Source organism: Microbacterium sp. MF43 (assembly GCF_012847295.1).
Classification (GTDB): Bacteria; Actinomycetota; Actinomycetes; order Actinomycetales; family Microbacteriaceae; genus Microbacterium.
In genome coordinates this window covers 648,728-674,127 of record NZ_JABBDY010000003.1, presented here as the reverse complement: position 1 = coordinate 674,127, position 25,400 = coordinate 648,728, and the positions used below count along the sequence as shown (strand labels likewise).

Sequence of the window (25,400 nt, the reverse complement as noted above, 5' to 3'; positions counted from 1 at the left end):
CCGGAGAATTCATGATCGCCCTCACCATCGCCCACATCGCCCGTGCCGTCAGAGGGGAAGTCGTCCTCGCCGGCGCCGACACCGCTGAGACGATCGTCTCGGGTGCCGTCGACACCGACTCGCGCCTCATGGTGCCGGGAGGGATCTTCGTCGCCAAGCCGGGCGAGGAGACGGACGGCCACCTGTTCGTCGACGCCGCTGTCGCCAACGGAGCGGCATTGGCGATCGTCGAGCGGGTGGTCGAAGCATCCGTCACCCAGATCGTCGTTCCGAGCGCGGTCGACGCACTGGCGGACCTCGCTCGCGAGGTGGTCGGCGCCGTTCGGGACGGTGGAGACCTCCGCATCGTCGGGATCACCGGCTCGAACGGCAAGACGACCACGAAGAACCTCCTCGCCCGCATCCTCGAGGGCGAGGGCGAGACGGTGTCACCCAAGGCGTCGTTCAACAACGAGGTCGGCGCGCCGCTGACGATGTTGCGTGTCACCGACGACACGCGATATCTCGTCAGCGAATTCGGGGCGAGCGCCCCCGGCGAGATCGCCCGCCTCGCGGGCCTGGTCGAGCCCGACATCGGCATCGTCCTCATGGTGGGGCTCGCCCACGCGGGCGGGTTCGGCGGCATCGAAGCGACGTTCCAGGCGAAGTCCGAGCTGGTGCGCGCGCTGCGCCCGGGCGGGCTCGCCATCCTCAATGCCGACGACGCCCGCGTGGCCGCGATGGCCCCCATCGCCGCCGAGCGCGGCGTATCGGTGCGCTGGTTCGGCCGCAGCCAAGGGGCGGAGGTCAGGGCCGACGACGTCGTCGTCACGGCATCCGGTACGACGTGCGTCGTGTCCGCCGACGGCCGGTCGTCGCCGCTGCGCCTCCGCGTGCTGGGCGAGCACCACGTCATGAACGCCCTCGCGGCGATCGCCGCCGCGACCGCCCTCGGCGTGCCCCTCGCGGATTGCGTCGCGCGCCTCGAGACCGTCGAGCTCGCTGAGCGCTGGCGCATGCAGCCGCTCGGCTCGGAGCGGGTGCGGATCATCAACGACGCCTACAACGCCAGTCCCGACTCGATGGCGGCCGCGCTGCGCACCCTCGCGCAGATCACCGGCCCGAAGGAGCGCACGGTGGCCGTGCTCGGGGCCATGAGCGAGCTCGGCGAGCACGCCGAGGAGGAGCACGACCGGGTCGGCCTGCTGGCTGTCCGCCTGGGGATCAAGCGCATCGTCGTCGTCGGCTCCGATGCCCGCCGCATGTACCTCGAGGCCGTCGCACAGGGGTCGTGGGATGCCGAAGCGGTGTTCTTCGAAACCGCCGACGATGCGTACGACTACCTCGTCGGCGAGCTCCGCGACGGGGACCGTGTGCTCGTGAAGTCGTCGAACTCGGCGGGTCTGCGGTTCCTCGGCGATCGTCTGGGAGAATCATTCTCGTGAGATCACTCCTGACGGCGGCGGCGATCTCGCTGGCATTCACCCTCTTCCTCACGCCGGTCTTCCTCCGGCTCTTCCGCAAGTGGGGCTGGGGGCAGGTGATCCGCACCCCCGACAACATCCACAACCCCAGTCACGGCGCCAAGCGCGGCACGCCCACCATGGGCGGCACGATCTTCATCGTCGGCACGATCGTCGGCTACCTCCTCGGCGCCTTCACGGGCAACAACCCGCCGACGATCTCGGGGCTCCTCGTCATCTGGATGATGGTCGGCTTCGGGGTCGTCGGATTCATCGACGACTACATGAAGGTGCGCAGCCAGCGCAGCCTCGGTCTCAGCGGGTGGCGGAAGATCGTCGGCCAGCTCGTCGTGGTCGTGCCGTTCGCGATCGTCGCGCTGAACTTCCCCAACGCGTGGCAGGAGACGCCGGCCTCGCCGTACGTGTCGATCTTCCGAGACCTGCCGGTGCTGTCGTTCTTCGCGCTCGGCCCGATCCTCGGCTGGCTGCTGTACCTCGCGTGGACCGCGTTCATCGGCGTCGCGTATTCGAACAGCGTGAACCTCACCGACGGCCTCGACGGCCTGGCCGCCGGCGCAGGGATCTTCGTCACGGGCGCCTACAGCCTCATCGCGTTCTGGCAGTTCAACCAGGCGTGCTGGGGCGGCGAGGGCCTGTCGCCGGGGGCGTTCTCGGCCTGCTATCCGACGCCCAACCCCTTCGACCTGGCCATCGTGTCGGCGTCGTTCGTCGGCGCCCTCGTCGGGTTCCTCTGGTGGCAGGCGCCGAAGGCCGAGGTCTTCATGGGCGACGTCGGATCGATGGCCATCGGGGGCGTCATCGCGGCCATGGCGATCCTCACCCGCACTGAACTGCTCTCGATCCTCGTCGCGGGCGTGTTCATCATCGCTCCGGGCTCGGTCATCCTGCAGCGTCTGTACTTCAAGGCGACCCGCGGCCGGCGTCTCTTCCTCATGAGCCCCTTCCACCATCATCTCGAGATGCGCGGGTGGCCCGAAGTGAAGATCACCGTGCGCATGTGGATCATCGCGGGGCTGCTCGCGGTCTCGGGCATCGGGTTCTTCTACGTCGAGTGGCTGTCGCAGACATGACCTCGGACCGCCTCGACGGCCTCATCAGCTGGCACGCGGACTGGAAGGGCCTGCGCGTCGCCGTGCTCGGCCTCTCCGTCACGGGCTTCGCCGTCGCCGACACGCTCACGGAGCTCGGCGCCGACGTGCTCGTCGTCACCGAGAAGGCCGACGAGGAGTACGCGCGCCTGCTGCCGGTCGTCGGCGCGCGCCTGTGGACGGGATCCCTCTCTGCGGTGCCCGCCGAGCTCGCGGCGTTCGCCCCGGAGGTCGTCATCGCCTCGCCGGGCTTCGCGCCGGGGCATCCGCTCATCTCCTGGACCCGCGAAGCCGGTATCGCCCTATGGGGCGACATCGAACTGGCGTGGCGCGTGCGCGACAAGGTGGTGCGCGCCGATGGATCGCCGGCCGACTGGATCCTCGTCACCGGGACGAACGGGAAGACCACGACCACGCGCCTGACCGCGTCGATGCTGGTCGCCGGAGGCCTGCGCGCCGCGCCGGTCGGCAACATCGGCACGCCGGTGCTCGACGCGGTGCGCGACCCCGGCGGATTCGATGCGCTCGTCGTCGAGCTCTCGAGCCACCAGCTGTGGTACCTGGGACTGCAGGAGGGACCGGACCCGGTCTCGCCGCACGCGGCGGTGTGCCTCAATCTCGCCGACGACCACCTGGAGTGGCACGGCTCGTTCGAGGCGTATCGCGATGCCAAGGCGCACGTGTACGACAACACGCGGGTGGCGTGCGTGTACAACAAGGCGGATGCCGCGACCCGCACCATGGTCGAAGACGCCGACGTCGTCGAGGGGGCGCGAGCGATCGGCTTCGACCTCGGCGTGCCCGGACCCAGCGATCTCGGCGTGGTCGACGGCATCCTCGTCGACCGCGCCTTCCTCGAGGACCGGCGCACGAGCGCCCTCGAGCTCACGACGGTCGCGGAGCTGCGCGAGCTCGGGCTCTCGGCGCCTCACGTCGCGGCGAACATCCTCGCCGCCGCCGCTCTCGCGCGCTCGCTCGATGTGCCTCCGGCGGACGTCCGCGATGCGCTGCGGGGGTTCCGACTGGACCCGCATCGGATCGAGGTCGTCGCCACCCACGAAGGAGTCACGTGGGTCGACGACTCGAAGGCCACGAACCCCCACGCTGCGGCGTCGTCGCTCACGGCGTACCCGGGCGCCGTCTGGGTCGTGGGCGGTCTCCTGAAGGGCGTGGACATCTCCGACCTGGTGGCCGATCGCGGCGCGCAGGCGAAGGCGGCGATCGTGATCGGCCTCGAGCGGGACGGCGTCGTGGCGGCGTTCTCGCGACACGCGCCGGGGGTGCCCCTGTTCGAGGTGGACGCAACCGAGACTGAAGAGGTCATGACGCGTGTCGTCGAGCTGGCGGCCGGGATCGCGCGTGACGGGGACGTCGTCTTGCTCGCCCCCGCCGCGGCATCCTTCGACCAGTTCGCGTCCTACGCGGATCGCGGCCGGCGTTTCGCCGACGCGGTGAGGAAGCGGATCGGAACGGGGGCCGAGGGTGAGCACGACGCAGCCGCGGACCCGTCCGCCGGCGGCGACCCCGCCTGACCCCTCGGCCCGCCGCGGGCTCGCAGCGCGCGTGTCGCTCGGACGGGTGTTCGCTCCCGTGCCGAGCGAGTTCCTGCTGATCGCGTCGACCACCGTGCTGCTGACGGTGTTCGGACTCGTCATGGTGCTCTCGGCGACGTCGGCTGTCGCCGCAGCGGCCGGGCAGTCTCCGTACGACACCGCCTTCCGCCAGGCGCTGTTCGCCGCCGTCGGCATCCCGCTGATGTTCATCGCCAGTCGTCTGCCCGTGACCTTCTGGAAGCGGGTCGCCTGGCCGGCGCTCATCCTGGCCACGCTGTTCCAGCTGCTCGTCTTCACGCCCCTGGGGTTCGACAACGACGGCAACCGCAACTGGATCGTGATCGCCGGTGTGCAGGCCCAGCCGTCCGAGTTCCTCAAGCTCGCGCTGGCGCTGTGGGTCGGCTACGTGCTGTTCCGCAAGCAGACCCTGCTGGGCCTGTGGCGCCACGTCTACATTCCGCTCGTCCCCGTCGCCGGCCTCGCGATCGCGACGGTGATGGCGGGCAAGGACCTCGGCACGGCGATGATCCTCGTGCTGATCGTGCTCGGCGCGCTGTTCTTCTCCGGCGTGCGGCTCCGCATCTTCATCCTTCCCGCGATCGGCGCGGCGGCCATCGTCGCCTACCTGGCGGTGACCAGCCCCGACCGCATGCGCCGCTTCATGAGCTTCCTCAATCCCAACTGCCTCGACGACTACCTCAACGACTGCTGGCAGCCGCTGCACGGCATCTGGGGACTGGCCAACGGCGGGATCTTCGGCCTGGGGCTGGGGAACTCTCGCGAGAAGTACGACTGGCTGCCCGCGGCCGCGCACGACTACATCTTCGCGATCGTGGGGGAGGAGCTCGGACTGATCGGCTGCGCGGTCGTCCTGGCCCTCTACGGGCTCTTCGCCGTCGGCGCCTTCCACATCATCCGCAAGACGGACGACCCGTTCGTGCGCATCGTCGCCGGCGGCATCACCGTATGGATCGTCGGGCAGGCGCTCGTGAACGTCGGCGTCGTGCTTCGCGTCTTCCCCGTGCTGGGCGTTCCGCTGCCCTTCATGTCGCAGGGCGGCACGTCGCTGCTCTCCGTGCTCGTCGCCTCGGGAGTCCTGCTGGCGTTCGCGCGGACGCTCCCCGACGCGGTCGCGCGCCGGCAGGCGTCGATCGATCTCGCCGCGGCACGGCGGGCAGCGGCATCCCGCACCCGCTGACCTCGCGGCGGGAAGCGGACCCCGCCGGATAGGCTCGGTGGGTGACGACGTACCTTCTCGCCGGCGGCGGCACCGCCGGACACGTCAACCCTCTGCTCGCCGTGGCCGACGCGCTTCGTGCGCGGGAACCCGACGCCGAGGTGCTCGTGCTGGGCACGCGAGAGGGCCTGGAGTCGCGGCTCGTGCCCGACCGCGGGTATGAGCTGCTGTTCGTCGACAAGGTGCCGTTCCCGCGGCGCCCGAACCGCTCTGCTGCGGCATTCCCCGTGCAGTTCCCGCGCGCGGTCGCTCAGGTGCGCGCGCACCTGGCCTCCCGCTCGGTCGATGTGGTCGTCGGCTTCGGCGGGTACGCCTCCGCTCCGGCCTATGTCGCCGCCCGCCGCGCCCGCATCCCCTTCGTCGTGCACGAGGCGAACGCGCGCCCGGGAATGGCGAACGTCCTCGGCGCCCGCACCGCGGCGAAAGTGGGCGTCGCGTTCGAGGGGACGCCGCTCAAGCGGTCGCACGTGGTCGGGATGCCCCTGCGACGCGAGATCGTCGAGCTCGACCGCGCTGCACGCAGACCCGAGGCGGCGTCCGCCTTCGACCTCGACGAGGACCGCCCGGTGCTCCTCGTGTTCGGCGGCTCGCTCGGGGCCCAGCGGCTCAACGACGCCTTCGGCGAAGGGCACGGCGCCGCGTGGCGCGATGTGCTCGACGCGGGCTGGCAGCTGCTCCACGTGACCGGCGAGCGATCCGAGCTGGCCGATCCCGGCGTGCGCGGCTACACCGTGCGCCGGTATGTCGACCGGATGGATCTGGCGTTCGCCCTGGCCGATCTCATCGTCTCGCGCGCGGGCGCGGCGACCGTGAGCGAGATCAGCGCGCTCGGGATACCCGCCGTGTACGTGCCGTACGCGGTCGGAAACGGCGAGCAGGCCCTGAACGCCTCGTCGGCGGTTCGAGCCGGCGCGGCGATCCTGATCCCCGACGCGGAGCTCACCGGCGACCGAGTCCGCAGCGAGATCGTGCCGCTGCTCGCCGACGAGGCCAGGAGGCGGGCGATGACGGATGCCGCGGCATCCGTCGGCACGCGCACCGGAACCGAGAACGTCCTCGACCTGATCGACCAGGCGCTCGGCCGGCCGACGGCATCGAGCTGAGACGGTCCGCTCTGCGCCGGCCTCGGCGAGTGGCCGCCCGCTCTGCGCCGACCTCGGCGAATGCTGTCCGACCGAGCTCCGGCCGCTAGTCCGCGGGTGCGCGCAGTGCCGCCGTCACGACGGCGAGGGCGTGCTCCGCGTCGACGCGCAGCTCGCGGACCTGGGCCGCGAACGCCGCCGCGGCGCGCTGCAGTTGCGCTCGAGCGGGGTCGTCGTCGAAGGACACGAAGGTGCCGTTGCGCCCGCGGGTCTCGATGAGGCCGGATGCCTCGAGCTCGCGGTACGCGCGGGCCACGGTGCCCGGCGCGACGCCCAGATCCTCGGCGAGCTTGCGCACCGTGGGAAGGCGATGCCCCGGCGCGAGTTCACCCGAGGCCATCGCGTCCACGAAGCCCGCGCGGAGCTGCTCGAAGGGTGGCGTCGGCGACGACGGGTCGATCGTGATCACGGCGGCTCCTCGGTCTCGGCGTCCGTGCGATTGTGCGCACGTTCGTACCAACAGGTCAAGGCGGCCAGCGTGCCGGGCCCGACCGGCCAGCCCGCGAACTTAGGATTGACGGGTCATGATCAGACCCGACCTCTCTCTTCCCATCCCCGAGCACATCGAGGCCGCCCACTTCATCGGGATCGGCGGCTCCGGCATGTCGGGCCTTGCCCGCATGTATCTCGAACGAGGCATCCGGGTCTCGGGGTCGGACCGCGCCGACAGCCCTTCGCTGCGCGATCTCGCCGCGCTGGGGGCGACCGTCCACGTCGGCCACGACGCGGCCAACCTGGGTGACGACGTCGACACCGTCGTTCACACCGGCGCCATCTGGCCAGAGAATCCGGAGTTCGTGCTGGCCAAGCAGCGCGGTCTCCACGTCATCCACCGCTCGCAGGCCCTCCACTGGCTGATCGGGGGTCGCCGCCTCGTCTCGGTCGCCGGAGCGCACGGGAAGACGACCTCGACCGGGATGATCGTCACCGCGCTGCAGGCGCTCGGCGCCGATCCGACCTTCGTCAACGGCGGAGTGATCGCCCAGCTCGGCGTCTCGAGCGGAAGCGGCTCGGACGATCTCTTCGTCATCGAAGCCGACGAATCGGACGGCACCTTCCTGCTGTACGACACGTCCGTGGCACTGATCACCAACGTGGATCCTGACCATCTGGATCACTGGGGCACCCGCGAAGCCTTCTACGAGGCGTTCGCGCGGTTCGGCAACGAGGCCCGCGAGGCGGTGGTGATCTCGTCGGACGACCCCGGCGCACGCCGCGTCTCCGAGCACCTGACGCACGAGCGCGTCGTGAGCTTCGGAGAGTCGGCCGATGCCGCCGTCCGCGTCGGCGACATCCGCACCGACGGACCGGTGTCGTTCACGATCACCTACGACGGACACACCGTCGCGGGCGCTCTCCCCGTGCCCGGCGCCCACAACGCCGTGAACGCGGCCGGCGCGGTCGCGGTGCTGCTGACCCTGGGCCACCCGCTCGAACCGGCGGTGCGCGCGGTCGAAGAGTTCGCGGGGACCGTGCGCCGCTTCGAGCTGCACGGCACCGAGCGCGGGGTCAGCGTCTACGACGACTACGCGCATCATCCGACCGAGGTCGCCGCGGCGCTCTCTGCGGCGCGGACGGTCGTCGGCGACGGACGGATCATCGCCATCCAGCAGCCGCACACGTACTCGCGCACGCAGGAGATGTACCGCGAGTTCGCCCAGGTGCTCGAGCATCACGCTGACCACACCGTGATGCTCGACGTATACGGCGCCCGCGAGGACCCGGTCCCGGGTGTCACCGGAGAGCTCGTGAGCGGCGCCTTCGACGATGCATCGCACGTGCATTACGTTCCGGACTGGCAGGAAGCCGCGGACTACACCGCCTCGATCGCGCGTGAGGGCGACTTCGTGATCACTCTCGGGTGCGGGAACGTGAACCTGATCATCCCGCAGGTGCTCGACGCGCTCGAGCGCACCGCTCCGGTCGCCCCCTCGAGCGTGGGGGAGTAGGAGCGGATGCGCCGGCCGACGCCGCTGCCGCCGCCGCCGCGCGGCGATGCGGCATCCGCCGCGGCGCCGCGCGCGACATCCACGGCCGACCTCGCTCCGCAGTTCGAGGAGCGTCACGGCGACGACCGGACCGCCGGCGAGGTCATCGCGCTGACGACGCCGACCGCCCGCGCTGACGACGCGGCGACCGGCCGCCCTCTCGACGACGACTTCATCGGCTGGCGCGACGTGTGGGGGGCCGCTCGCGCGCGCCGGAAGGCGCTGCGAGCAGAGGTGCGCCGCTTCACCGCCCGCCAGCGGCGTCGCCGGATGACCTGGATCGCGGCGGGCGCGTCGATCGTGGTGCTGGCGCTCGCGACGCTCGGAGCCGCGTACAGCCCGCTGTTCGCCGTCGAGGCCATCACGGTGGTGGGTGCCGAGCAGCTCGACGAGGCCGAGGTGCAGTCCGCGCTCGCCGACCAGCTGGGCACGCCCATGCCCCTCGTCGACGAGAGCGCCGTGAAGGCGGCGCTCATCGCGTTCCCCCTCGTGGAGTCGTACACGCTGGAGGCGCGTCCTCCGCACGAGCTCCTGGTGCGCATCGTCGAACGCACGCCGATCGGCGTGATCGAGACCCGTGCCGGCTTCTCGGTCGTCGACTCCGCCGGCGTCGCGCTGTCGACCACGGCCGCCGCGCCGACGGGGCTGCCGATCATCGACATCCGCGGCGGGGTCGGGTCGGATGCCTTCGCCGCGGCGGGTCAGGTGATGAATTCGCTGCCGGATGCCGTCCGCGCTCAGGTCACGGCGGTCGAGGCATCCACTCCCGACGACGTGACGCTGACGATGGGCGGCACCGCCACGCAGGTCGTATGGGGGAGCGCGTCGGATTCCGCCAAGAAGGCGGTGGTCCTGCAGAAGGCGATGGCCGCCAAGCCGCCGGCGACCGTGAACGTGTACGACGTCTCGTCGCCGTCCGCTGTCGTCATCCGCTGAGACCTGAAACCCGCGCCCGGCACGCGGATCTCGCCGCGGGATGCAGCGACACGCCGGAACGCTCCCGGTCGCGCGGCGGCGGCCGCTTACTTTCGATTCAGGAATTGCATACCGGGCAATTCTTTATACCTCTACTAGAGGTTGAAAGTTTAGACCAGGGTCCAGGGCTACGGAGGCCGGCATGAGCCAGAACCAGAACTACCTCGCCGTCATCAAGGTGGTCGGAGTCGGCGGAGGCGGCGTGAACGCCGTCAACCGGATGATCGAGCTCGGCCTGCGCGGCGTCGAGTTCATCGCCGTGAACACCGATGCGCAGGCGCTCCTGATGAGTGACGCCGACGTCAAGCTCGATGTGGGGCGCGAGCTCACCCGCGGGCTCGGCGCCGGTGCCGACCCCGAAGTGGGCCGTCGTGCTGCCGAGGACCACGCCGAGGAGATCGAGGAAGCGCTGCGCGGCGCCGACATGGTGTTCGTCACCGCCGGAGAGGGTGGTGGGACCGGCACGGGCGGCGCGCCCGTCGTCGCGAAGATCGCCAAGTCGATCGGCGCCCTGACGATCGGCGTCGTGACCAAGCCCTTCTCGTTCGAGGGGCGTCGCCGCCAGCAGCAGGCCGAGACGGGCGTCGCGAAGCTGAAGGAAGAGGTCGACACCCTCATCGTGGTGCCGAACGACCGGCTCCTCGAGATCAGCGACCGCGGCATCTCGATGATCGAGGCGTTCGCGACCGCCGACCAGGTGCTCCTCGCCGGTGTGCAGGGCATCACCGACCTCATCACGACCCCGGGTCTGATCAACCTCGACTTCGCCGACGTGAAGTCGGTCATGCAAGGTGCAGGCTCCGCGCTGATGGGCATCGGCTCCGCTCGCGGCGCCGACCGTGCGATCAAGGCCGCCGAGCTCGCGGTCGAGTCGCCGCTGCTCGAAGCCTCGATCGAGGGTGCCCACGGCGTCCTCCTGTCGATCCAGGGCGGGTCGAACCTCGGCATCTTCGAGATCAACGACGCAGCGCAGCTGGTCAAGGAAGCCGCACACCCCGAGGCGAACATCATCTTCGGAACCGTGATCGACGACACCCTCGGCGACGAGGTGCGTGTCACGGTCATCGCGGCGGGATTCGACGGCGGCGAGCCGCAGCAGCGCATCGAGCCGATCACGGCCTCGCGCGTCGTGACGACGCCCGCCGTGCCGGCGCTGTCGGCCGACGAAGCGGCGAAGGAGCAGGAGCCCGAGAAGGTCTCGGTCGGCGCGAGCCTGCCCGAGACCTCGTTCGACTCGGCGTTCGGCGACGACGACCTCGACATCCCCGACTTCCTCAAGTAACGCCGTCGCCGGGCCCAGGAGCGATACGCCGTGCCACCGTCCGCTGAGCCCGACGCGGCGCTCGCCGCCCGTCTCGCCGACGTCGATGCCCGCATCGCGGAGGCGGCGCGGGCGGCCGGACGCGATCCCGCAGAGCTGACGAGGATCGTCGTGACGAAGTTCCACCCTGCGAGCCTCGTCGAGCGGCTGTACGCCCTCGGGGTGCGCGACGTAGGGGAGAACCGGCAGCAGGAACTGTCGTCCAAGGCCGCAGAGGTGACGCAGCTGGAGGGCCTGCACTGGCACTTCATCGGGCAGGCGCAGACGAACAAGGCGCGCGCGATCCGCGCGCACGCGTCGGCCGTGCACTCGGTGGACCGCGCGCGCCTCGCGGATGCGCTCGACGCGGCCGCCTCACCCGGGAGCCCGACGCTCGACGTGCTGCTGCAGGTCAACCTCACCGACGATCCCGGCCGGGGTGGTGTCGCCCCCGACGCGGTGGAAGAGCTCGCGCGCCACGTCGCCGCACTCCCGACGCTTCGCATCCGGGGTGTGATGGCGGTCGCGCCACTGGACGTCCCGCCGGCGCAGGCGTTCGATCGCCTCCCCGACCTGTCCGCGAGCGTGCGTCGCGTCGTCCCGGACGCGCGATGGATCTCGGCGGGAATGACCGCCGACTTCGCGGAGGCGATCGCCGCAGGCGCGACACACCTGCGGATCGGCTCGGCAATCACGGGCCCGCGCCCCGAGCGCGGTTAACCTCGGAACAGATGAGCACAACGGAGGATGCGATGTCGAACCCGCTCAAGAAGACCATGGTGTACCTGGGCCTCGCCGACGAGGAAGAGGTCTATGACGAGCCCGCGCCCCAGCCGCGCAGCCGCAAGACCGAGGCGGTCGTCGAGAAGGCTGCTCCGGTGACGCCGATCCATCGCCCCGCGGTGGTGCGCCAGCCGGCTCCTTCGGCCATCAACGAGATCGTGACGGTGCACCCCAAGCAGTACCGCGACGCCCAGGTCATCGCCGAGAACTTCCGCGACGGGATCCCGGTCATCATCAACCTGTCGCAGATGAGCGACGCCGATGCGCGACGCCTCATCGACTTCGCCTCGGGTCTGTCGCTCGGCCTGTACGGCCGCATCGAGCGGGTCACCAGCAAGGTGTTCCTCCTCTCGCCGGAGAACGTCGCCGTCTCGGGTGACGGCGCCGTCGCGCAGGCCGATCCGGAATCGGTCCCCTTCTCGCAGCCGTAGTCTGGATAGGTGCCCGTCGTCCAGCTCATCGCCTCGATCCTGAATCTGGCGCTCCTCCTTTTCGTCTTCCTGCTGCTCGCACGGCTGATCCTGGACTGGATCCCGTTCTTCAACCGGGAGTGGCGCCCGCGCGGCGCCGGCCTCGTCGCCGCCGAGCTCATCTACACGGTCACCGACCCTCCGATCAAGCTCTTCCGGCGATTCATCCCGCCCCTGCGGGTGGGGGCGATCGCCATCGACTTCGGCTTCGCGCTGACGATGCTGCTGTGCTTCATCCTCCTCAGCGTCACCCGCGCGATCGCCGCCTAGACACGCCGCCGGGCACGTCGAACCCTTCGACACTCTCAGGGGCCCGCGGCTATGCTTGCCTGATACGACCAGCCGCCGGCCGGTCGTCCCCCGACATCGGCCAGCGACCTGAGCGCTCGAAAGAGGAATCACCATGGCATTGACCCCCGATGACGTCGTCACCAAGCAGTTCCAGCACGTCCGCTTCAAGGAGGGCTTCGACCCGGACGAGGTCGATGACTTCCTCGACGAGATCGTCGTCGAGTGGCGCAAGGCTCTCGCCGAGAACGAGGAGCTGAAGGCCAAGCTGGCGGCGTACGAGTCCGGTGCCGCCCCCGCTCGCACCGCCGAGCCCGCTCCGGCCCCCGCCGCGGCTGCTCCGGCGCCCGCCGCCCCCGCCGCTGCCGAGGGCGCTGCGCCCGGTGCTGCCAGCGCAGGCATCATCGAGCTCGCCCAGCGCCTGCACGACGAGCACGTCGCCGAGGGTCGCGCTCAGCGCGACCAGCTGATCTCCGAGGCCAAGGCTCAGGCGGCCTCGATCATCTCCGACGCCGAGACCCGCGGCCGCGAAGAAGTCGCGCGCCTCGACCGCGAGCGTTCGCAGCTCGAGAGCCGTATCGCCGAGCTGCGCAACTTCGAGCGCGACTACCGCGCGCAGCTGCGCACGTACATCGAGGGTCACCTGCGCGATCTCGAGACCACGGGCACGTCGTCCGGCACGTCGCCGGTCTCGGCCATCGGCCTCTAGGCCGGTCCTTTGACGGGCCGACCCCCCCTTCACAAGGCGGCGGCCGGCGCCATCATCGCGACTCTCGCGGTGCTGGTGCTGGCCGCCGACCAGTTCACGAAGTACCTCGCACTCGACAACCTGCCGTACGAGCAGCCGGTCCCGGTGATCGGCGACTTCCTGATCTTCTATCTCGTCCGAAACCCCGGCGCCGCCTTCTCGCTCGGCGAGAGCGTCACGTGGATCTTCACGATCGCGCTGGCGGCCGTGGCTGTGGTGATCGTGTGGCTCGCCGCAACCCGCATCCGATCCCGGCTGTGGGCTGTCGTGCTCGGTCTCCTGCTCGGCGGCGTCCTGGGCAACCTCACGGATCGCGTGCTTCGCGAGCCGGGCTTTCCCGTCGGGCATGTGATCGACTTCATCAACACGCCATGGATGATGCCGGCGATCTACAACGTCGCCGACATCTTCATCGTCTCGATGATGATCTCCGTGGCCCTGCTCGTCCTGCTCGGGCTCCATCTCGACGGCACGCGCGAGCCGCGGAAGACGGCGGGCGACGACGCGTCGCCGTCCGCTCCATCCGAGCCCGCCGCCGGTGATGGCGAAGCGGATGCCGCGGCATCCGAGTCCCCGAAAGCCTGACGTGGCGTCCCGCAGCCTTCCCGTGCCCGACGGGCTCGACGGTGTGCGCGTCGACGCCGCGCTGGCCAAGATGCTCGGATTCTCCCGCACCTTCGCGGCCGAGGTTGCCGAGGCGGGCGGTGTGACGATGGACGGGCGGACGCTCGCGAAGTCCGACAAGCTGCGCGGCGGCGCATGGCTCGATGTCTCGTGGGCGCCGAAGGAAGAGCCCCGCGTCATCCCCGTCGAGGTTCCCGATCTGGGGATCGCGTACGACGACGACGAGATCGTCGTCGTCGACAAGCCCGCCGGTGTCGCCGCCCATCCGTCCGTCGGATGGGAGGGGCCCACGGTGCTGGGCGCGCTGGCGGCCGGCGGCTACCGGATCGCGACGAGCGGTGCCGCGGAGCGTCAGGGAGTCGTGCATCGTCTCGATGTCGGCACCAGCGGCCTGATGGTCGTCGCGAAGACCGAGCACGCCTATACGGCGCTCAAGCGCGCGTTCAAGGAGCGCGAGGTGGAGAAGATCTACCACGCGGTCGTGCAGGGGCATCCGGACCCGCTCGCCGGGACGATCGATGCACCGATCGGCCGTCACCCCACCCACTCGTGGAAGTTCGCCGTGACGCCCGACGGCAAGGACTCCGTGACCCACTACGAGACGCTGGAGGCGTTCCCCGGCGCGTCGCTGCTGGAGATCCACCTCGAGACGGGTCGCACCCATCAGATCCGCGTGCACATGGCTGCGCACCGCCACCCGTGCGTCGGCGACCCGCTGTACGGCGCGGATCCCACGCTCTCCGCGCGCCTCGGCCTGACGCGGCAGTGGCTGCACGCGCACGAACTGTCGTTCGCCCACCCGGCGTCGGGGGAGTGGGTCACCTTCACGTCGGAGTATCCGCCCGACCTCGCACACGCTCTCGAGGTGCTGCGCGGCGACTGAGCGGCGCAGCCCGCGCGGATGTCGGGCGTGCGGGCCAGACTCGGGCTATGGCGATCGACGTGAGACCGGCGACCGTGTTCGACGACGTCGCGACGCTGGTCGGCCCGAAGAAGCCCGAGTCCAGCGTCTGCTTCTGCCTCAGCTACCGCATCCCCGCCAAGGAGGCGACGGCGCTGCGTGGTCCAGAGCGGGCGCAGCGCGTGCGGCGGCTCATGGCCGAGGAGGGGCCGATCGGCGTCCTGGCTTATGACGGCGACGAGCCCGTCGGATGGGCCGCCGTGGCCCCGCGCAGCCGCACCCACTTCGCCACCTTCCGGAAGATCCCCCGCGTCGACGATCTCGACGTCTGGTCGGTGTGGTGCTTCCGCGTGCGCCCCGGCCATCGCAAGAAGGGCGTGATGCACGCGCTGATCGACGGTGCCGTCGCGTTCGCAAGGCAGCAGGGTGCGCCGGCGATCGAGGGGTACCCGGTCGACAATCAGGGTGAGAGGGTCGACCTCACGATGGCGTACGTGGGAACGCGAGGGCTCTTCGAGCAAGCCGGCTTCATCAAGGCGGCCGACACCGAGTCGGTGCTGTCCGGCTTCCCGCGCGTGCTGATGCGCCGCGACCTCTAGCCTGGACGCGTGAACGACCTGCTGCGACGCCGCCTCGCGCGCTCCACCGTGCTGTACCTGGACCTCCTCGACACCGTTCCGCCCGAGCTGCTCGGCTCGCACCTGGCCGACCTGCCGTCCGACACCATCGGACACCAGCTGTGGTGCGTGCTCGGCGCCCGCGAGAGCTACCCGCGCGCGGCGGCGGCGGGCGCGTGGCAGGGGTTCACGAGTCCTGTCACGGCCGAGCAGACGACGGATGCCTCGGCACTCCGCGCCGCGTTCGAGCAGACCGCGCGCGACCTCGACGCGTGGGTCGCCGGCATCGATGCCGCCGACGAGGCTTCCCTGACCTACGCGCTCTCCCTGCTCGAGCATGAGACGCAGCATCAGGGGCAGCTCATCCGCTACCTGTACGGGCTGCGCATCGACCGTCCGCACACGTGGCAGCAGCAGTACGCGCTCGACGAGGACTTCTGACCTTCACCCTGTCGTCGAGGGTGAAGCGACCTGCCCGCGCGTCGCGGCGACACCCGCGGGCCCGGGCGATGAGTGTCGGCGTCCGAATCTAGACTCGAGCCGTGGCATCCGACTCCTTCGTTCATCTGCACGTGCACAGCGAGTACTCGATGCTCGACGGGGCGGCCAAGATCGGCGCGATGACGCAGGCCGCCGCCGACTACGGAATGCCCGCGATCGCGGTCACCGACCACGGCAACACCTTCGCCGCGTTCGAGTTCTACAACGCGGCCAAGGCTGCGGGCGTCAAGCCGATCATCGGGCTCGAGGCATACGTGACGCCCGGCACGCACCGCAGCGACAAGTCGCGGGTGGCGTGGGGGACCCCCGAGCAGAAGAGTGACGACGTCTCGGGCTCCGGCGCCTACACGCACATGACGATGTGGAGCCAGAGCACCGAGGGGATGCACAATCTCTTCCGGCTCAGCTCGCTCTCGAGCATGGAGGGCTACTACTTCAAGCCCCGCATGGATCGGGAGCTGCTCGAGACGTACGGCAAGGGGCTCATCGCGACGACGGGCTGCCCCTCCGGCGAGGTGCAGACCCGCCTCCGCCTGGGGCAGTACGACGCGGCCCGCGCCGCCGCGGCCGAGTTCCAGGACATCTTCGGCAAGGAGAACTACTTCGCCGAGATCATGGACCACGGACTCTCCATCGAGCGCCGGGTCATGACCGATCTGCTGAGGCTCTCGAAGGACCTCGGCATCCCGCTCGTCGCCACCAACGACTCCCACTACACGCACCAGCACGAGGCCGACGCCCACGCCGCCCTCCTGTGCGTGCAGTCCGGTTCGACGCTCGACGACCCCAACCGCTTCAAGTTCGACGGCGACGGCTACTACATCAAGACCGCTCAGGAGATGCGGCAGATCTTCCGAGACCACCCCGAGGCGTGCGACAACACCCTGCTCATCGCCGAGCGCTGCGAGGTGGAGTTCAACACCGCGGCGAACTACATGCCGCGCTTCCCCGTGCCGGACGGCGAGACCGAAGACAGCTGGCTCATCAAGGAGGTCGAGGCCGGGCTGCACTACCGATACCCCGACGGCATCCCCGACAGGGTGCGCAAGCAGGCGGAGTACGAGACGGGCATCATCCTGCAGATGGGCTTCCCGGGCTACTTCCTGGTCGTCGCCGACTTCATCAACTGGGCGAAGGACAACGGCATCCGCGTCGGTCCCGGGCGAGGCTCCGGCGCCGGCTCGATGGTCGCCTACGCGATGCGGATCACCGACCTCGACCCGCTCGAGCATGGGCTCATCTTCGAGCGGTTCCTCAACCCCGACCGCGTCTCGATGCCCGACTTCGACGTGGACTTCGACGACCGCCGACGCGGCGAGGTGATCGACTACGTCACCGAGAAGTACGGCTCGGAGCGCGTCGCACAGATCGTCACGTACGGAACCATCAAGTCCAAGCAGGCGCTCAAAGACGCCGGTCGGGTGCTCGGCTTCCCCTTCAGCATGGGGGAGCGGCTGACGAAGGCGATGCCCCCGGCCGTCATGGGCAAGGACATGCCGCTCAGCGGCATGTTCGACAAGGAGCACCCTCGGTTCAAGGAGGCGTCGGAGTTCCGCGCCCTCATCGACACCGACCCCGAGGCCAAGACGGTCTTCGACCGCGCGCTCGGGCTCGAGGGCCTCAAGCGCCAGTGGGGAGTCCACGCGGCGGGCGTCATCATGTCGAGCGAGCCGCTGCTCGACATCATCCCGATCATGCGCCGAGAGCAGGACGGCCAGATCGTCACTCAGTTCGACTACCCGTCGTGCGAGACCCTCGGCCTGATCAAGATGGACTTCCTGGGGCTGCGCAACCTCACGATCATCTCGGACGCCCTCGACAACATCCGCTTGAACCGCGGCGAGGAACTCGACCTGGAGCACCTGGCGCTCGACGACCGAGGCGCATACGAGCTGCTCGCCCGCGGCGACACGCTCGGCGTCTTCCAGCTCGACGGCGGCCCGATGCGCTCGCTCCTGCGACTGCTTCGTCCCGACAACTTCGAGGACGTCTCCGCCGTCATCGCGCTCTACCGCCCGGGTCCGATGGGCGCGAACTCGCACATCAACTACGCGCTGCGCAAGAACGGGCAGCAGGAGGTCACCCCGATCCATCCCGAGCTCGAGGAGCCCCTGCGGGAGATCCTCGACATCAGCTACGGCCTGATCATCTATCAGGAGCAGGTCATGGCGATCGCGCAGAAGGTCGCCGGGTTCTCGCTCGGTCAGGCAGACATCCTCCGTCGCGCGATGGGCAAGAAGAAGAAGTCCGAGCTCGATAAGCAGTACGAGGGATTCTCGGGCGGCATGACGGAGCGCGGCTTCAGTGCCGACGCGATCAAAGCCCTGTGGGACATCCTGCTGCCGTTCTCCGACTACGCGTTCAACAAAGCGCACTCCGCCGCCTATGGCCTGGTGTCGTACTGGACCGCGTATCTGAAGGCGCACTACCCCGCCGAGTACATGGCCGCGCTGCTCACGAGCGTCGGCGACTCGAAGGACAAGATGGCGGTCTACCTCAACGAGTGCCGTCGCATGGGCATCAAGGTGCTGCCGCCCGATGTGCGCGAGTCGATCCGGTACTTCGCCGCTGTCGGCGAAGACATCCGATTCGGCCTGGGGGCCGTGCGCAACGTCGGCGCCAACGTCGTCGACGGCATCATCGCGGCTCGCAAGGACGACACGTTCACGTCGTTCCACGACTTCCTCGACAAAGTTCCCATCCACGTCGCCAACAAACGCACCCTCGAGTCCCTGATCAAGGCCGGAGCGTTCGACTCGATGGGCGACACCCGTCGCGCTCTGCTCGAGATCCACGAGGATGCGACCGAGGCGGCGGTCGACAGGAAGCGCAACGAGGCCCAGGGTGCGATCGGCTTCGACTTCGACAGCCTTTACGACGCCGCCGAAGAGGTCGTCCCGGCCAAGGTCCCGCCGCGTCCGGAGTTCACCAAGAAGGACAAGCTCGCCTTCGAACGCGAGATGCTCGGGCTCTACGTCTCCGATCATCCGCTCGCGGGCCTCGAGATCCCGTTGGCCAAGCACGCGTCGACGAGCATCCACGACCTGCTCTCGTCCGAAGACGTCAACGACGGAGACCAGGTCACGGTGGCGGGTCTCGTGACGAGCGTTCAGCATCGTGTCGCCAAGGCCAGCGGGAACCCCTACGGCATGATCACCGTCGAGGACTTCAACGGCGAGGTCACGATCATGTTCATGGGCAAGACGTACACCGAATTCAGCTCCATGCTCGTGGCCGACTCGATCCTCGTCGTGCGCGGGCGCGTCTCGCGCAGGGAGGACGGACTCAACCTGCACGCGCAATCGGCGTTCGCTCCGGATCTGGGGACGATGGATGCCTCGGGGCCGCTGGTCCTCGTGATGCCCGAACGCCGCGCCAACGAAGCGGTCGTGGGGGAGCTGCTGCAGGTGCTCGACCGTCACCGGGGCGACACCGAGGTCACCGTCAAGCTCCACGCCGGGTCTGTCGCGAAGGTGTTCGAGATCCCGCATCAGGTGCGCCTCACCGCAGATCTGTACGGCGAACTCAAGGGCCTCCTGGGCCCGCAGTGCCTGGGCTGAATCACCCCGATCTCATTTCCGTCTCATCGGGCGTGAGTAGCATGAATGCGACGTATCGCCGCCTCGCGCGGCCGGAAGGGAACATCGTGACGGACGACCAGCACAATGAGGATCTCGACGTCGAACAGGGCTCGGTTCACCCCGAAGAGCCGCCGCAGTACGGCGTGGGCCCGTTCTCGATTCGCGAGGTCGCCCTGGCAGGCGTCTGGCTCGTCGCGTTCGTCGTGTCGTTCTTCTCCGTCAATGTGGGCCGCTTCGAATCGGTGTGGACCTCGAGCATCCTCTGGATCCTCGCGATCGGCGTGCCGACCGCCGCGGTGTTCCTGATCGTGCTCCGCCGGCTGTCGCCGCAGGGCATTCGCCGCGTCGGATCGCTCGGCATCGACCAGTTCGCGTCCGTCGCCTTCTCCGTGGCGTTCGTCGTGTGGCTCCAGCTCATCTGGGAGACCGTCGAGATCGCTGCCGAGACCGGCGCGTGGGCGCGCACCTGGGTGATCTGGGTGGAGGGCATCCTGATGCTCGCCGGTGTGGTGCTCACCGTGTTCGCTCCGCTCATCCCCGTACTCGAGGAGGATTTCCGCGGTCGTCCGGAGGTGCCCGCTCATCGCAGCGCACGGCCGATCCGCTCGATCACGGCCCGCCCGCCGCGCGCGCCCCGTCCCTCGGAGGCCGAGACCTCCGACTTCTCGTCGTACGCGCCGGCCGTCGGCGCCGCGCCGTACGCCACGTCGGGAGAGACGCTCGCCGCGCCGGCCGCTGCCGCCTCCGCGCGTCCCGGCGAGCCGCCGCGCGCCGACGAGGCCGAGTTCGAGGCGGGAGCGAAAGCGGAGCCCGACCGCACGGCCGAGACCAGGGCCTTCGAGCCGGCTCACTCGCGCGATACGTTCGAGCCCGTCCAGGAGCCCACGACGACCGTCGAGCCCGCCGCCGAACCCGCTGCGCGGCACCAGGCGTTCTGGGCGCTCGTGCCCGAGGACCGCGATGTCGTCGATGAGATCGGCATCCCCGTCTTCCGCATTGGACCGACGGCATGGGCGCTCGTCATCGAGGACCGCGGTGAAGCGTTCGTCGTGCGGCATGAAGACGGCCGCATCGGCTATCTGCACGACGTCTCCGGCGTCACACGCGGCTGACGCCGCCTCCCGCGCCGCTAGCGTAGAAGTATGCTCCGCACGATCGACCTGCGCGGGCGTGTACTCACGTCCGCGGAGCTTCTCGCGACCGTCCCGCGTGCCTCGGCGGCGCGCGAAGAGGCTCTCACGACAGCCGCCCGCATCGTCGCCGACGTCGCCTCGCACGGCGAGACGGCGCTTCGCGATCAGGCGGAGCGGTTCGACCGGGTGACCGGCCATGACATCCGCGTCCCGGGCTCCCACCTCGACGAGGCCGCCGCGGCGCTCGACCCCGCGGTGCGCAGTGCGCTCGAGGAGGCCATCGCGCGGGTGCGCGAGGCCTCCGCCGCTCAGGTGCCCGCCCCCGCGACGACCGTGCTCGGCCCCGGTGCGCGGGTGACACAACGGTGGCAGCCCGTGCGCCGCGTCGGGCTCTACGTGCCGGGCGGGAAGGCCGTCTACCCGTCGAGCGTCGTCATGAACGTCGTCCCCGCCCAGGTGGCGGGCGTCGCCGAGATCGCGCTCGCCTCGCCCCCTCAGCGGGAGCACGGCGGACGCGTGCACCCCGTGATCCTGGGTGCCGCGAAGCTCCTCGGCGTCGACGAGGTCTACGCCATGGGCGGCGCAGGGGCCGTCGGAGCGCTCGCGCACGGGGTGCCGACGCTCGGACTCGAGCCCGTCGACGTCGTCACCGGCCCCGGCAACAACTTCGTCGCGGCCGCGAAACGCGCGGTGGCGGGACTCGTCGGGACGGATGCCGAGGCCGGCGCCACCGAGATCCTGATCGTCGCCGACGACACCGCCGATCCGCGGCTGGTCGCCGCCGATCTCATCAGCCAGGCTGAGCACGACGAGCAGGCCTCTGCCGTCCTCGTCACGACATCGGAGCCGCTCGCGGCGGCACTGGCCGTGGAGGTCGCTTCCCGCGCGCTGGCGACACGTCACGCCGAGCGAGTGACGACGGCGCTGTCCGGACCGCAGTCCGCGATCGTCCTCGTCGACGACCTCGCAGCGGCGACGGACTTCAGCAACGCCTACGCGCCGGAGCACCTCGAACTGCATCTCGCTGACCCACGCCCCGAGGACTTCGTCCACGCCGGCGCGGTGTTCGTCGGGCCGGACTCACCGGTCAGCCTCGGCGACTACCTCGCGGGCAGCAATCACGTGCTTCCGACCGGCGGTCAGGCCCGTTACGCCGCCGGGCTGTCGGCTTCGACGTTCCTGCGGCCGCAGCAGGTCATCGAGTACGATCACTCGGCACTCGAAGCGGTCCGCGACGCGATCGTCACACTCGCGGAGGCCGAGGCGCTGCCCGCCCACGGTGAGGCCGTCGTGGCGCGCTTCGAGGCGTAGCCGGCCGCGTGAGGCGTAGTCTGTTCCTGCCATGCACTGCCCGTTCTGCCGCCACCCGGACTCGCGCGTGATCGACTCGCGCACGAGCGACGACGGTCTCAGCATTCGCCGACGTCGCCAGTGCCCGCAGTGCGGCGGTCGTTTCACGACCGTGGAGACGGCGAGCCTCAACGTGATCAAGCGCTCGGGGGTGATCGAGCCCTTCAGCCGGGAGAAGGTCATGTCGGGCGTCCGCAAGGCCTGTCAGGGCCGGCCCGTGACGGAGGCCGACCTCGCGGTCCTGGCCCAGACCGTCGAGGAGACGGTCCGCCAGACGGGTGCGTCGCAGCTCGACACCAATGAGATCGGCCTGGCGATCCTGGGGCCGCTCCGCGAACTCGACGAGGTGGCCTACCTGCGATTCGCCAGCGTCTACCAGGCGTTCGACTCTCTGGAGGACTTCGATTCGGCGATCGCGCAGCTGCGCGCCGATCATCAGGATCGCCCCGCCCGGGCGGTCGACTGACACGACGTCGGACCGCAGCGGAGTGACCGGTTAGCCTGGATCCGATGTATCCCCTCCTCTTCCGGACCGTGCTGTCGCGCATGGATCCCGAGACCGCGCACCACGCGGCCATGGTCGTCATCCGTGTTCTCGGAGTTCCGCCGTTCTCCTGGGCTGCGCGCGCGCTCACCCGCCCCGATCCCGCGTTGGGGGTCTCGGCGCTCGGGCTGCGCTTCGCCACGCCGTTCGGCGTCGCGGCGGGCTTCGACAAGGACGCCACCGGCGCGGCGGGGCTGTTCGCGCTCGGGTTCGGGCATGTCGAGGTGGGCACCCTCACCGCCATCCCGCAGGAGGGGAACCCTCGCCCGCGACTGTTCCGGCTCATCCCCGATCGGGCGGTCGTCAACCGGATGGGCTTCAACAACCACGGCGCCGAGGCGGCCGCAGCGCGACTCGAGAAGCTGCGCCGTCGGCGGCACCGAGGTGTGATCGGCGTGAACATCGGCAAGAGCCGTGTGGTCGATGTCGCCGATGCCACCGCCGACTACGTGCGAAGCGCGACACAGCTCGCGCCTCTCGCCGATTACCTCGTCGTCAACGTGTCCTCTCCGAACACGCCCGGCCTGCGCGGGCTGCAGGCCGTCGAGACCCTCCGGCCGCTGCTGGAGGCGGTCCGGGATGCCGCGGGCCCGACGCCCCTCCTGGTGAAGATCGCCCCCGACCTGCCCGACGACGAGGTGACGGCCATCGCGACGCTGGCGGTGGACCTCGGCCTGGCCGGTCTCATCGCCACGAACACGACGATCTCGCGCGACGGGCTCGTCACCGATCCGGAGACGGTGGCAGCCGCCGGAGCGGGCGGCCTGTCCGGTGCCCCGCTGAAGCAGCGTTCGCTCGAGGTCCTGCGCCTCGTCCGCGCGGCCGTGCCCGCCGACTTCTGCGTCATCTCCGTCGGCGGCGTCGAGACGGCCGCCGATGTGCGCGAGCGGCGGGATGCCGGGGCCACCCTGGTTCAGGGATACACCGGCTTCCTCTATCGGGGACCGTTGTGGGCCCGGCAGATCAGTCGCGGACTGCGTCGAGACGTCTCGGCCTGACGCGCGCCGGCATGGCCGGGCGACCCACCGTCCGGTGACGGCGGGAGAGGCATCCGATCGACTCAGACCGGGCGCTGGCCGCGCTTGACTTGCGGCTTCGGCAGACGCAGGAAGCGCATCTGAACGGTGCGCATCGCGGCGTACCAGCCGAGGCCCTTCTCGATCTTGTCGGCCCCGAACTTCGCCTTGACCGCGCGCTTGACCATGATCGAGGTCAGGATCATGTCGCCGATGACGAAGAAGATGAAGATCCACAGCACGACGAACGAGTAGAACTGCACCTCGCGCAGCGGGATGAAGGTCGCGAGGATCACGATCACCATGGCGGGCATGACCGCCTCGCCCAGGTGCCAGCCGGCGTCGACGTAGTCGCGCACGAACTTGCGCTGCGGACCCTGGTCGCGCGCCGGGAGGTAGCGCGGGTCGCCGGAGGCCATGCCCACGCGGGCCTTCTCGCGTTGAGCGGCGAGTTCGGCCCGCTGACGCGCCTTCGCCTCCTTGGTGTCGGGCACGAGGGGGCGCTTGCGGGCGGCCTCGCGCTCGGCGCGGGTCGGGGTCGCGCGACCCTTTCCGGTCGTGACGGGAGTGCCGTTCAGCACCGTCCCGTCGGACGGCGCGTCGCTGGACGCGGATGCTGCGGAGTTCTTGGCCACGATGATCCTCGGAAGATTTTGCGGGGGCGGGTGCACTTAAGATTACCCGCATGACCTCTGACCTCTCCCGACAGGATGCTGTGCGCGACGCAGCGGCATCCGGCATCCCTGCCGCCATCGCCGACCTCGGCACCCTCGTGCGCATTCCGTCCGTCGCCTTCCCTGGGTTCGACGAGGCGCCGGTCGAGCGCAGCGCCGAGGCAGTCGCCGATCTCGTGCGCGGCACCGGGCTGTTCGAGACCGTCGAGGTGCGGCGCTCGTCGATCCCGGGCACGGCGGAGCAGGGGAAGCCGGCCGTGCTGGCCACGCGTGCGGCGCGCAACGGCCGCCCGACGATCCTGCTGTACGCACACCATGACGTTCAGCCGGTCGGCGACGAGTCGCTGTGGGAGTCGCCGCCGTTCGAGCCGACGCTGCGCAACGGTCGCCTGTACGGGCGCGGGGCGGCCGACGACAAGGCGGGCGTCATGGCGCACATCGCCGCGCTCCGTGCGCTCAAGGAGGCGGTCGGCGAGGACTTCGATCTGGGCGTCGCGCTCTTCTTCGAAGGCGAGGAGGAGGCCGGATCACGCTCGTTCGCGCAATTCCTCTCCGACAACGCCGACGCGCTTCGCGCCGACGTCATCGTGGTCGCCGACTCGGGCAACTGGGACGACAAGACGCCTGCTCTCACCGTCTCCCTGCGTGGCAACACGCGCTTCACCATGCGCGTGAAGACGCTCGAGCACGCGTCGCACTCCGGCATGTTCGGTGGAGCGGTGCCCGACGCGATGATGGCCGCTGTCAAGATGCTGGCGACGCTGTGGGACGACGACGGAGCAGTCGCGGTGGAGGGCCTGACGGAGCGGGATGCCCCGACTCCCGAGTACTCCGAGGAGACGCTGCGCGACGAGGCCGGACTGCCGGCCGGAGTCTCGCCGGTCGGGCGGGGCACGATCCTCAGCCGGATCTGGAACAAGCCGTCCATCACCGTGACGGGCATCGATGCGCCGAGCGTCGCGAACGCCTCGAACACGCTGAGCCCCGAGGTCTCGGTCGTCATCAGCGCACGCATCGCCCCCGGCCAGTCCGCGCGCGACGCCTATGGGGCCATCGAGGCGCACCTGCGAGCCCACGCCCCGTTCGGGGCCGAAGTGACCTTCACCGACCAGGACTACGGCGACGCGTTCCTCGTCGACACCTCCGGCTGGGCCGTCGAGGCTGCCCGCGAGGCGCTGCACGAAGGGTACGGCGTCGAATCGGTCGACATCGGAGTGGGCGGATCCATCCCCTTCATCGCCGACCTCGTCCGCGAGTTCCCCGGGGCGCAGATCCTCGTCACCGGGGTGGAGGACCCGCACGCCCGCGCGCACAGCCCCAATGAGTCCCTGCACCTCGAGACGTTCCGAAACGCGGTCCTGTCCGAGGCGCTGCTCCTCGAGAAGCTCGACCGGCGCGACGGCCGGGCGTAGACACGATCCGCT

The 25,400-nt window shown here is 69.9% G+C and carries 24 protein-coding genes; 22 read left to right on the top strand and 2 right to left on the bottom strand.

Annotation, left to right across the window (positions count from 1 at the left end):
• Positions 1-11: 11 nt before the first annotated feature.
• Genes murF through murG form a run of 5 tightly spaced genes read left to right on the top strand, consistent with a single transcriptional unit; the run spans position 12 to position 6,444 of the window.
• The gene (gene murF / locus HF323_RS11650) at positions 12-1,424 is read left to right on the top strand and encodes a UDP-N-acetylmuramoyl-tripeptide--D-alanyl-D-alanine ligase (RefSeq protein ID WP_169582721.1); all 1,413 of its coding nucleotides are present in this window, start codon (positions 12-14) and stop codon (positions 1,422-1,424) included.
• On the top strand, positions 1,421-2,533 hold the full coding sequence (mraY, locus tag HF323_RS11645; RefSeq protein WP_169582720.1) for a phospho-N-acetylmuramoyl-pentapeptide-transferase: 1,113 nt from the start codon (positions 1,421-1,423) through the stop codon (positions 2,531-2,533). Before murF ends, mraY begins: the two co-directional genes overlap by 4 nt.
• The gene (gene murD / locus HF323_RS11640) at positions 2,530-4,083 is read left to right on the top strand and encodes a UDP-N-acetylmuramoyl-L-alanine--D-glutamate ligase (RefSeq protein WP_169582719.1); all 1,554 of its coding nucleotides are present in this window, start codon (positions 2,530-2,532) and stop codon (positions 4,081-4,083) included. Before mraY ends, murD begins: the two co-directional genes overlap by 4 nt.
• The gene (gene ftsW, locus HF323_RS11635) at positions 4,034-5,302 is read left to right on the top strand and encodes a putative lipid II flippase FtsW (protein WP_169582718.1); all 1,269 of its coding nucleotides are present in this window, start codon (positions 4,034-4,036) and stop codon (positions 5,300-5,302) included. The genes murD and ftsW overlap by 50 nt, the downstream gene beginning before the upstream one ends.
• A 41-nt stretch (positions 5,303-5,343) precedes the next feature.
• Positions 5,344-6,444, top strand: coding sequence for an undecaprenyldiphospho-muramoylpentapeptide beta-N-acetylglucosaminyltransferase (murG, locus tag HF323_RS11630; RefSeq protein ID WP_169582717.1), 1,101 nt, complete (start codon positions 5,344-5,346; stop codon positions 6,442-6,444).
• 85 nt (positions 6,445-6,529) lie between these two features.
• Here the strand turns inward: murG and HF323_RS11625 are convergent, their stop codons facing one another.
• Entirely contained in the window at positions 6,530-6,892 is a 363-nt protein-coding gene (locus HF323_RS11625; RefSeq protein WP_169582716.1) for a GntR family transcriptional regulator, read from the bottom strand.
• A gap of 115 nt (positions 6,893-7,007) precedes the next feature.
• On the opposite strand from HF323_RS11625, the gene murC reads away from it, so the two are divergent.
• The 16 genes from murC (at position 7,008) to HF323_RS11545 (ending at position 23,284) form a co-directional block, all read left to right on the top strand.
• Positions 7,008-8,432, top strand: coding sequence for a UDP-N-acetylmuramate--L-alanine ligase (murC, locus tag HF323_RS11620; protein ID WP_169582715.1), 1,425 nt, complete (start codon positions 7,008-7,010; stop codon positions 8,430-8,432).
• 6 nt (positions 8,433-8,438) lie between these two features.
• Positions 8,439-9,407 carry an FtsQ-type POTRA domain-containing protein gene (locus tag HF323_RS11615; RefSeq protein ID WP_169582714.1) on the top strand — a complete coding sequence of 323 codons (969 nt, stop codon included), beginning with the start codon at positions 8,439-8,441 and terminating at the stop codon, positions 9,405-9,407.
• Between the two features lie 181 nt (positions 9,408-9,588).
• Positions 9,589-10,728, top strand: coding sequence for a cell division protein FtsZ (ftsZ, locus tag HF323_RS11610; protein ID WP_169582713.1), 1,140 nt, complete (start codon positions 9,589-9,591; stop codon positions 10,726-10,728).
• A 30-nt stretch (positions 10,729-10,758) separates the two neighbouring features.
• Positions 10,759-11,466, top strand: a complete 708-nt coding sequence (locus tag HF323_RS11605; RefSeq protein WP_169582712.1) for a YggS family pyridoxal phosphate-dependent enzyme — start codon at positions 10,759-10,761, stop codon at positions 11,464-11,466.
• A 32-nt stretch (positions 11,467-11,498) separates the two neighbouring features.
• Positions 11,499-11,960, top strand: a complete 462-nt coding sequence (locus tag HF323_RS11600) for a cell division protein SepF (protein WP_169582855.1) — start codon at positions 11,499-11,501, stop codon at positions 11,958-11,960.
• 9 nt (positions 11,961-11,969) lie between these two features.
• A complete protein-coding gene (locus HF323_RS11595; protein ID WP_169582711.1) occupies positions 11,970-12,269 on the top strand; it encodes a YggT family protein in 300 nt (99 codons plus the stop codon).
• Between the two features lie 133 nt (positions 12,270-12,402).
• Positions 12,403-12,996 (top strand): DivIVA domain-containing protein, encoded by a 594-nt coding sequence (locus tag HF323_RS11590; RefSeq protein ID WP_169582710.1) that lies wholly within the window; start codon positions 12,403-12,405, stop codon positions 12,994-12,996.
• 9 nt (positions 12,997-13,005) lie between these two features.
• Positions 13,006-13,620, top strand: coding sequence for a signal peptidase II (gene lspA / locus HF323_RS11585; protein ID WP_169582709.1), 615 nt, complete (start codon positions 13,006-13,008; stop codon positions 13,618-13,620).
• A gap of 1 nt (position 13,621) precedes the next feature.
• Positions 13,622-14,542, top strand: coding sequence for an RluA family pseudouridine synthase (locus tag HF323_RS11580; RefSeq protein WP_169582708.1), 921 nt, complete (start codon positions 13,622-13,624; stop codon positions 14,540-14,542).
• Positions 14,543-14,589: 47 nt separating this feature from the next.
• Entirely contained in the window at positions 14,590-15,159 is a 570-nt protein-coding gene (locus tag HF323_RS11575) for a GNAT family N-acetyltransferase (RefSeq protein WP_169582707.1), read from the top strand.
• A 9-nt stretch (positions 15,160-15,168) separates the two neighbouring features.
• Positions 15,169-15,618: a hypothetical protein gene (locus HF323_RS11570; protein ID WP_169582706.1), complete on the top strand. Its 450-nt coding sequence runs from the start codon at positions 15,169-15,171 to the stop codon at positions 15,616-15,618.
• Between the two features lie 101 nt (positions 15,619-15,719).
• A complete protein-coding gene (dnaE, locus tag HF323_RS11565) occupies positions 15,720-19,238 on the top strand; it encodes a DNA polymerase III subunit alpha (RefSeq protein WP_169582705.1) in 3,519 nt (1,172 codons plus the stop codon).
• 86 nt (positions 19,239-19,324) lie between these two features.
• Positions 19,325-20,371 (top strand): hypothetical protein, encoded by a 1,047-nt coding sequence (locus HF323_RS15445; RefSeq protein ID WP_317451062.1) that lies wholly within the window; start codon positions 19,325-19,327, stop codon positions 20,369-20,371.
• A gap of 30 nt (positions 20,372-20,401) precedes the next feature.
• Positions 20,402-21,703: a histidinol dehydrogenase gene (hisD, locus tag HF323_RS11555; protein WP_169582704.1), complete on the top strand. Its 1,302-nt coding sequence runs from the start codon at positions 20,402-20,404 to the stop codon at positions 21,701-21,703.
• Between the two features lie 31 nt (positions 21,704-21,734).
• Positions 21,735-22,208 (top strand): transcriptional regulator NrdR, encoded by a 474-nt coding sequence (gene nrdR, locus HF323_RS11550; protein WP_169582703.1) that lies wholly within the window; start codon positions 21,735-21,737, stop codon positions 22,206-22,208.
• 44 nt (positions 22,209-22,252) lie between these two features.
• Positions 22,253-23,284 (top strand): quinone-dependent dihydroorotate dehydrogenase, encoded by a 1,032-nt coding sequence (locus HF323_RS11545; RefSeq protein WP_169582702.1) that lies wholly within the window; start codon positions 22,253-22,255, stop codon positions 23,282-23,284.
• A 62-nt stretch (positions 23,285-23,346) separates the two neighbouring features.
• Here HF323_RS11545 and HF323_RS11540 read toward each other — a convergent pair whose 3' ends face one another.
• The gene (locus tag HF323_RS11540; RefSeq protein WP_188241693.1) at positions 23,347-23,937 is read right to left on the bottom strand and encodes a DUF3043 domain-containing protein; all 591 of its coding nucleotides are present in this window, start codon (positions 23,935-23,937) and stop codon (positions 23,347-23,349) included.
• 50 nt (positions 23,938-23,987) lie between these two features.
• On the opposite strand from HF323_RS11540, the gene HF323_RS11535 reads away from it, so the two are divergent.
• Positions 23,988-25,388: a dipeptidase gene (locus tag HF323_RS11535; protein ID WP_169582701.1), complete on the top strand. Its 1,401-nt coding sequence runs from the start codon at positions 23,988-23,990 to the stop codon at positions 25,386-25,388.
• The last annotated feature ends 12 nt before the right edge of the window (positions 25,389-25,400 follow it).

What these genes read in the sequence shown, in the direction of transcription:
- murF (WP_169582721.1), top strand. Translation starts at nt 12, where the DNA reads ATGATCGCCCTCACCATCGCCCACATCGCCCGTGCCGTCAGAGGGGAA.
- murD (WP_169582719.1), top strand. Translation starts at nt 2,530, where the DNA reads ATGACCTCGGACCGCCTCGACGGCCTCATCAGCTGGCACGCGGACTGG.
- murC (WP_169582715.1), top strand. Translation starts at nt 7,008, where the DNA reads ATGATCAGACCCGACCTCTCTCTTCCCATCCCCGAGCACATCGAGGCC.
- HF323_RS11615 (WP_169582714.1), top strand. Translation starts at nt 8,439, where the DNA reads ATGCGCCGGCCGACGCCGCTGCCGCCGCCGCCGCGCGGCGATGCGGCA.
- ftsZ (WP_169582713.1), top strand. Translation starts at nt 9,589, where the DNA reads ATGAGCCAGAACCAGAACTACCTCGCCGTCATCAAGGTGGTCGGAGTC.
- HF323_RS11600 (WP_169582855.1), top strand. Translation starts at nt 11,499, where the DNA reads ATGTCGAACCCGCTCAAGAAGACCATGGTGTACCTGGGCCTCGCCGAC.
- HF323_RS11590 (WP_169582710.1), top strand. Translation starts at nt 12,403, where the DNA reads ATGGCATTGACCCCCGATGACGTCGTCACCAAGCAGTTCCAGCACGTC.
- HF323_RS11575 (WP_169582707.1), top strand. Translation starts at nt 14,590, where the DNA reads ATGGCGATCGACGTGAGACCGGCGACCGTGTTCGACGACGTCGCGACG.
- hisD (WP_169582704.1), top strand. Translation starts at nt 20,402, where the DNA reads ATGCTCCGCACGATCGACCTGCGCGGGCGTGTACTCACGTCCGCGGAG.
- nrdR (WP_169582703.1), top strand. Translation starts at nt 21,735, where the DNA reads ATGCACTGCCCGTTCTGCCGCCACCCGGACTCGCGCGTGATCGACTCG.
- HF323_RS11545 (WP_169582702.1), top strand. Translation starts at nt 22,253, where the DNA reads ATGTATCCCCTCCTCTTCCGGACCGTGCTGTCGCGCATGGATCCCGAG.
- HF323_RS11535 (WP_169582701.1), top strand. Translation starts at nt 23,988, where the DNA reads ATGACCTCTGACCTCTCCCGACAGGATGCTGTGCGCGACGCAGCGGCA.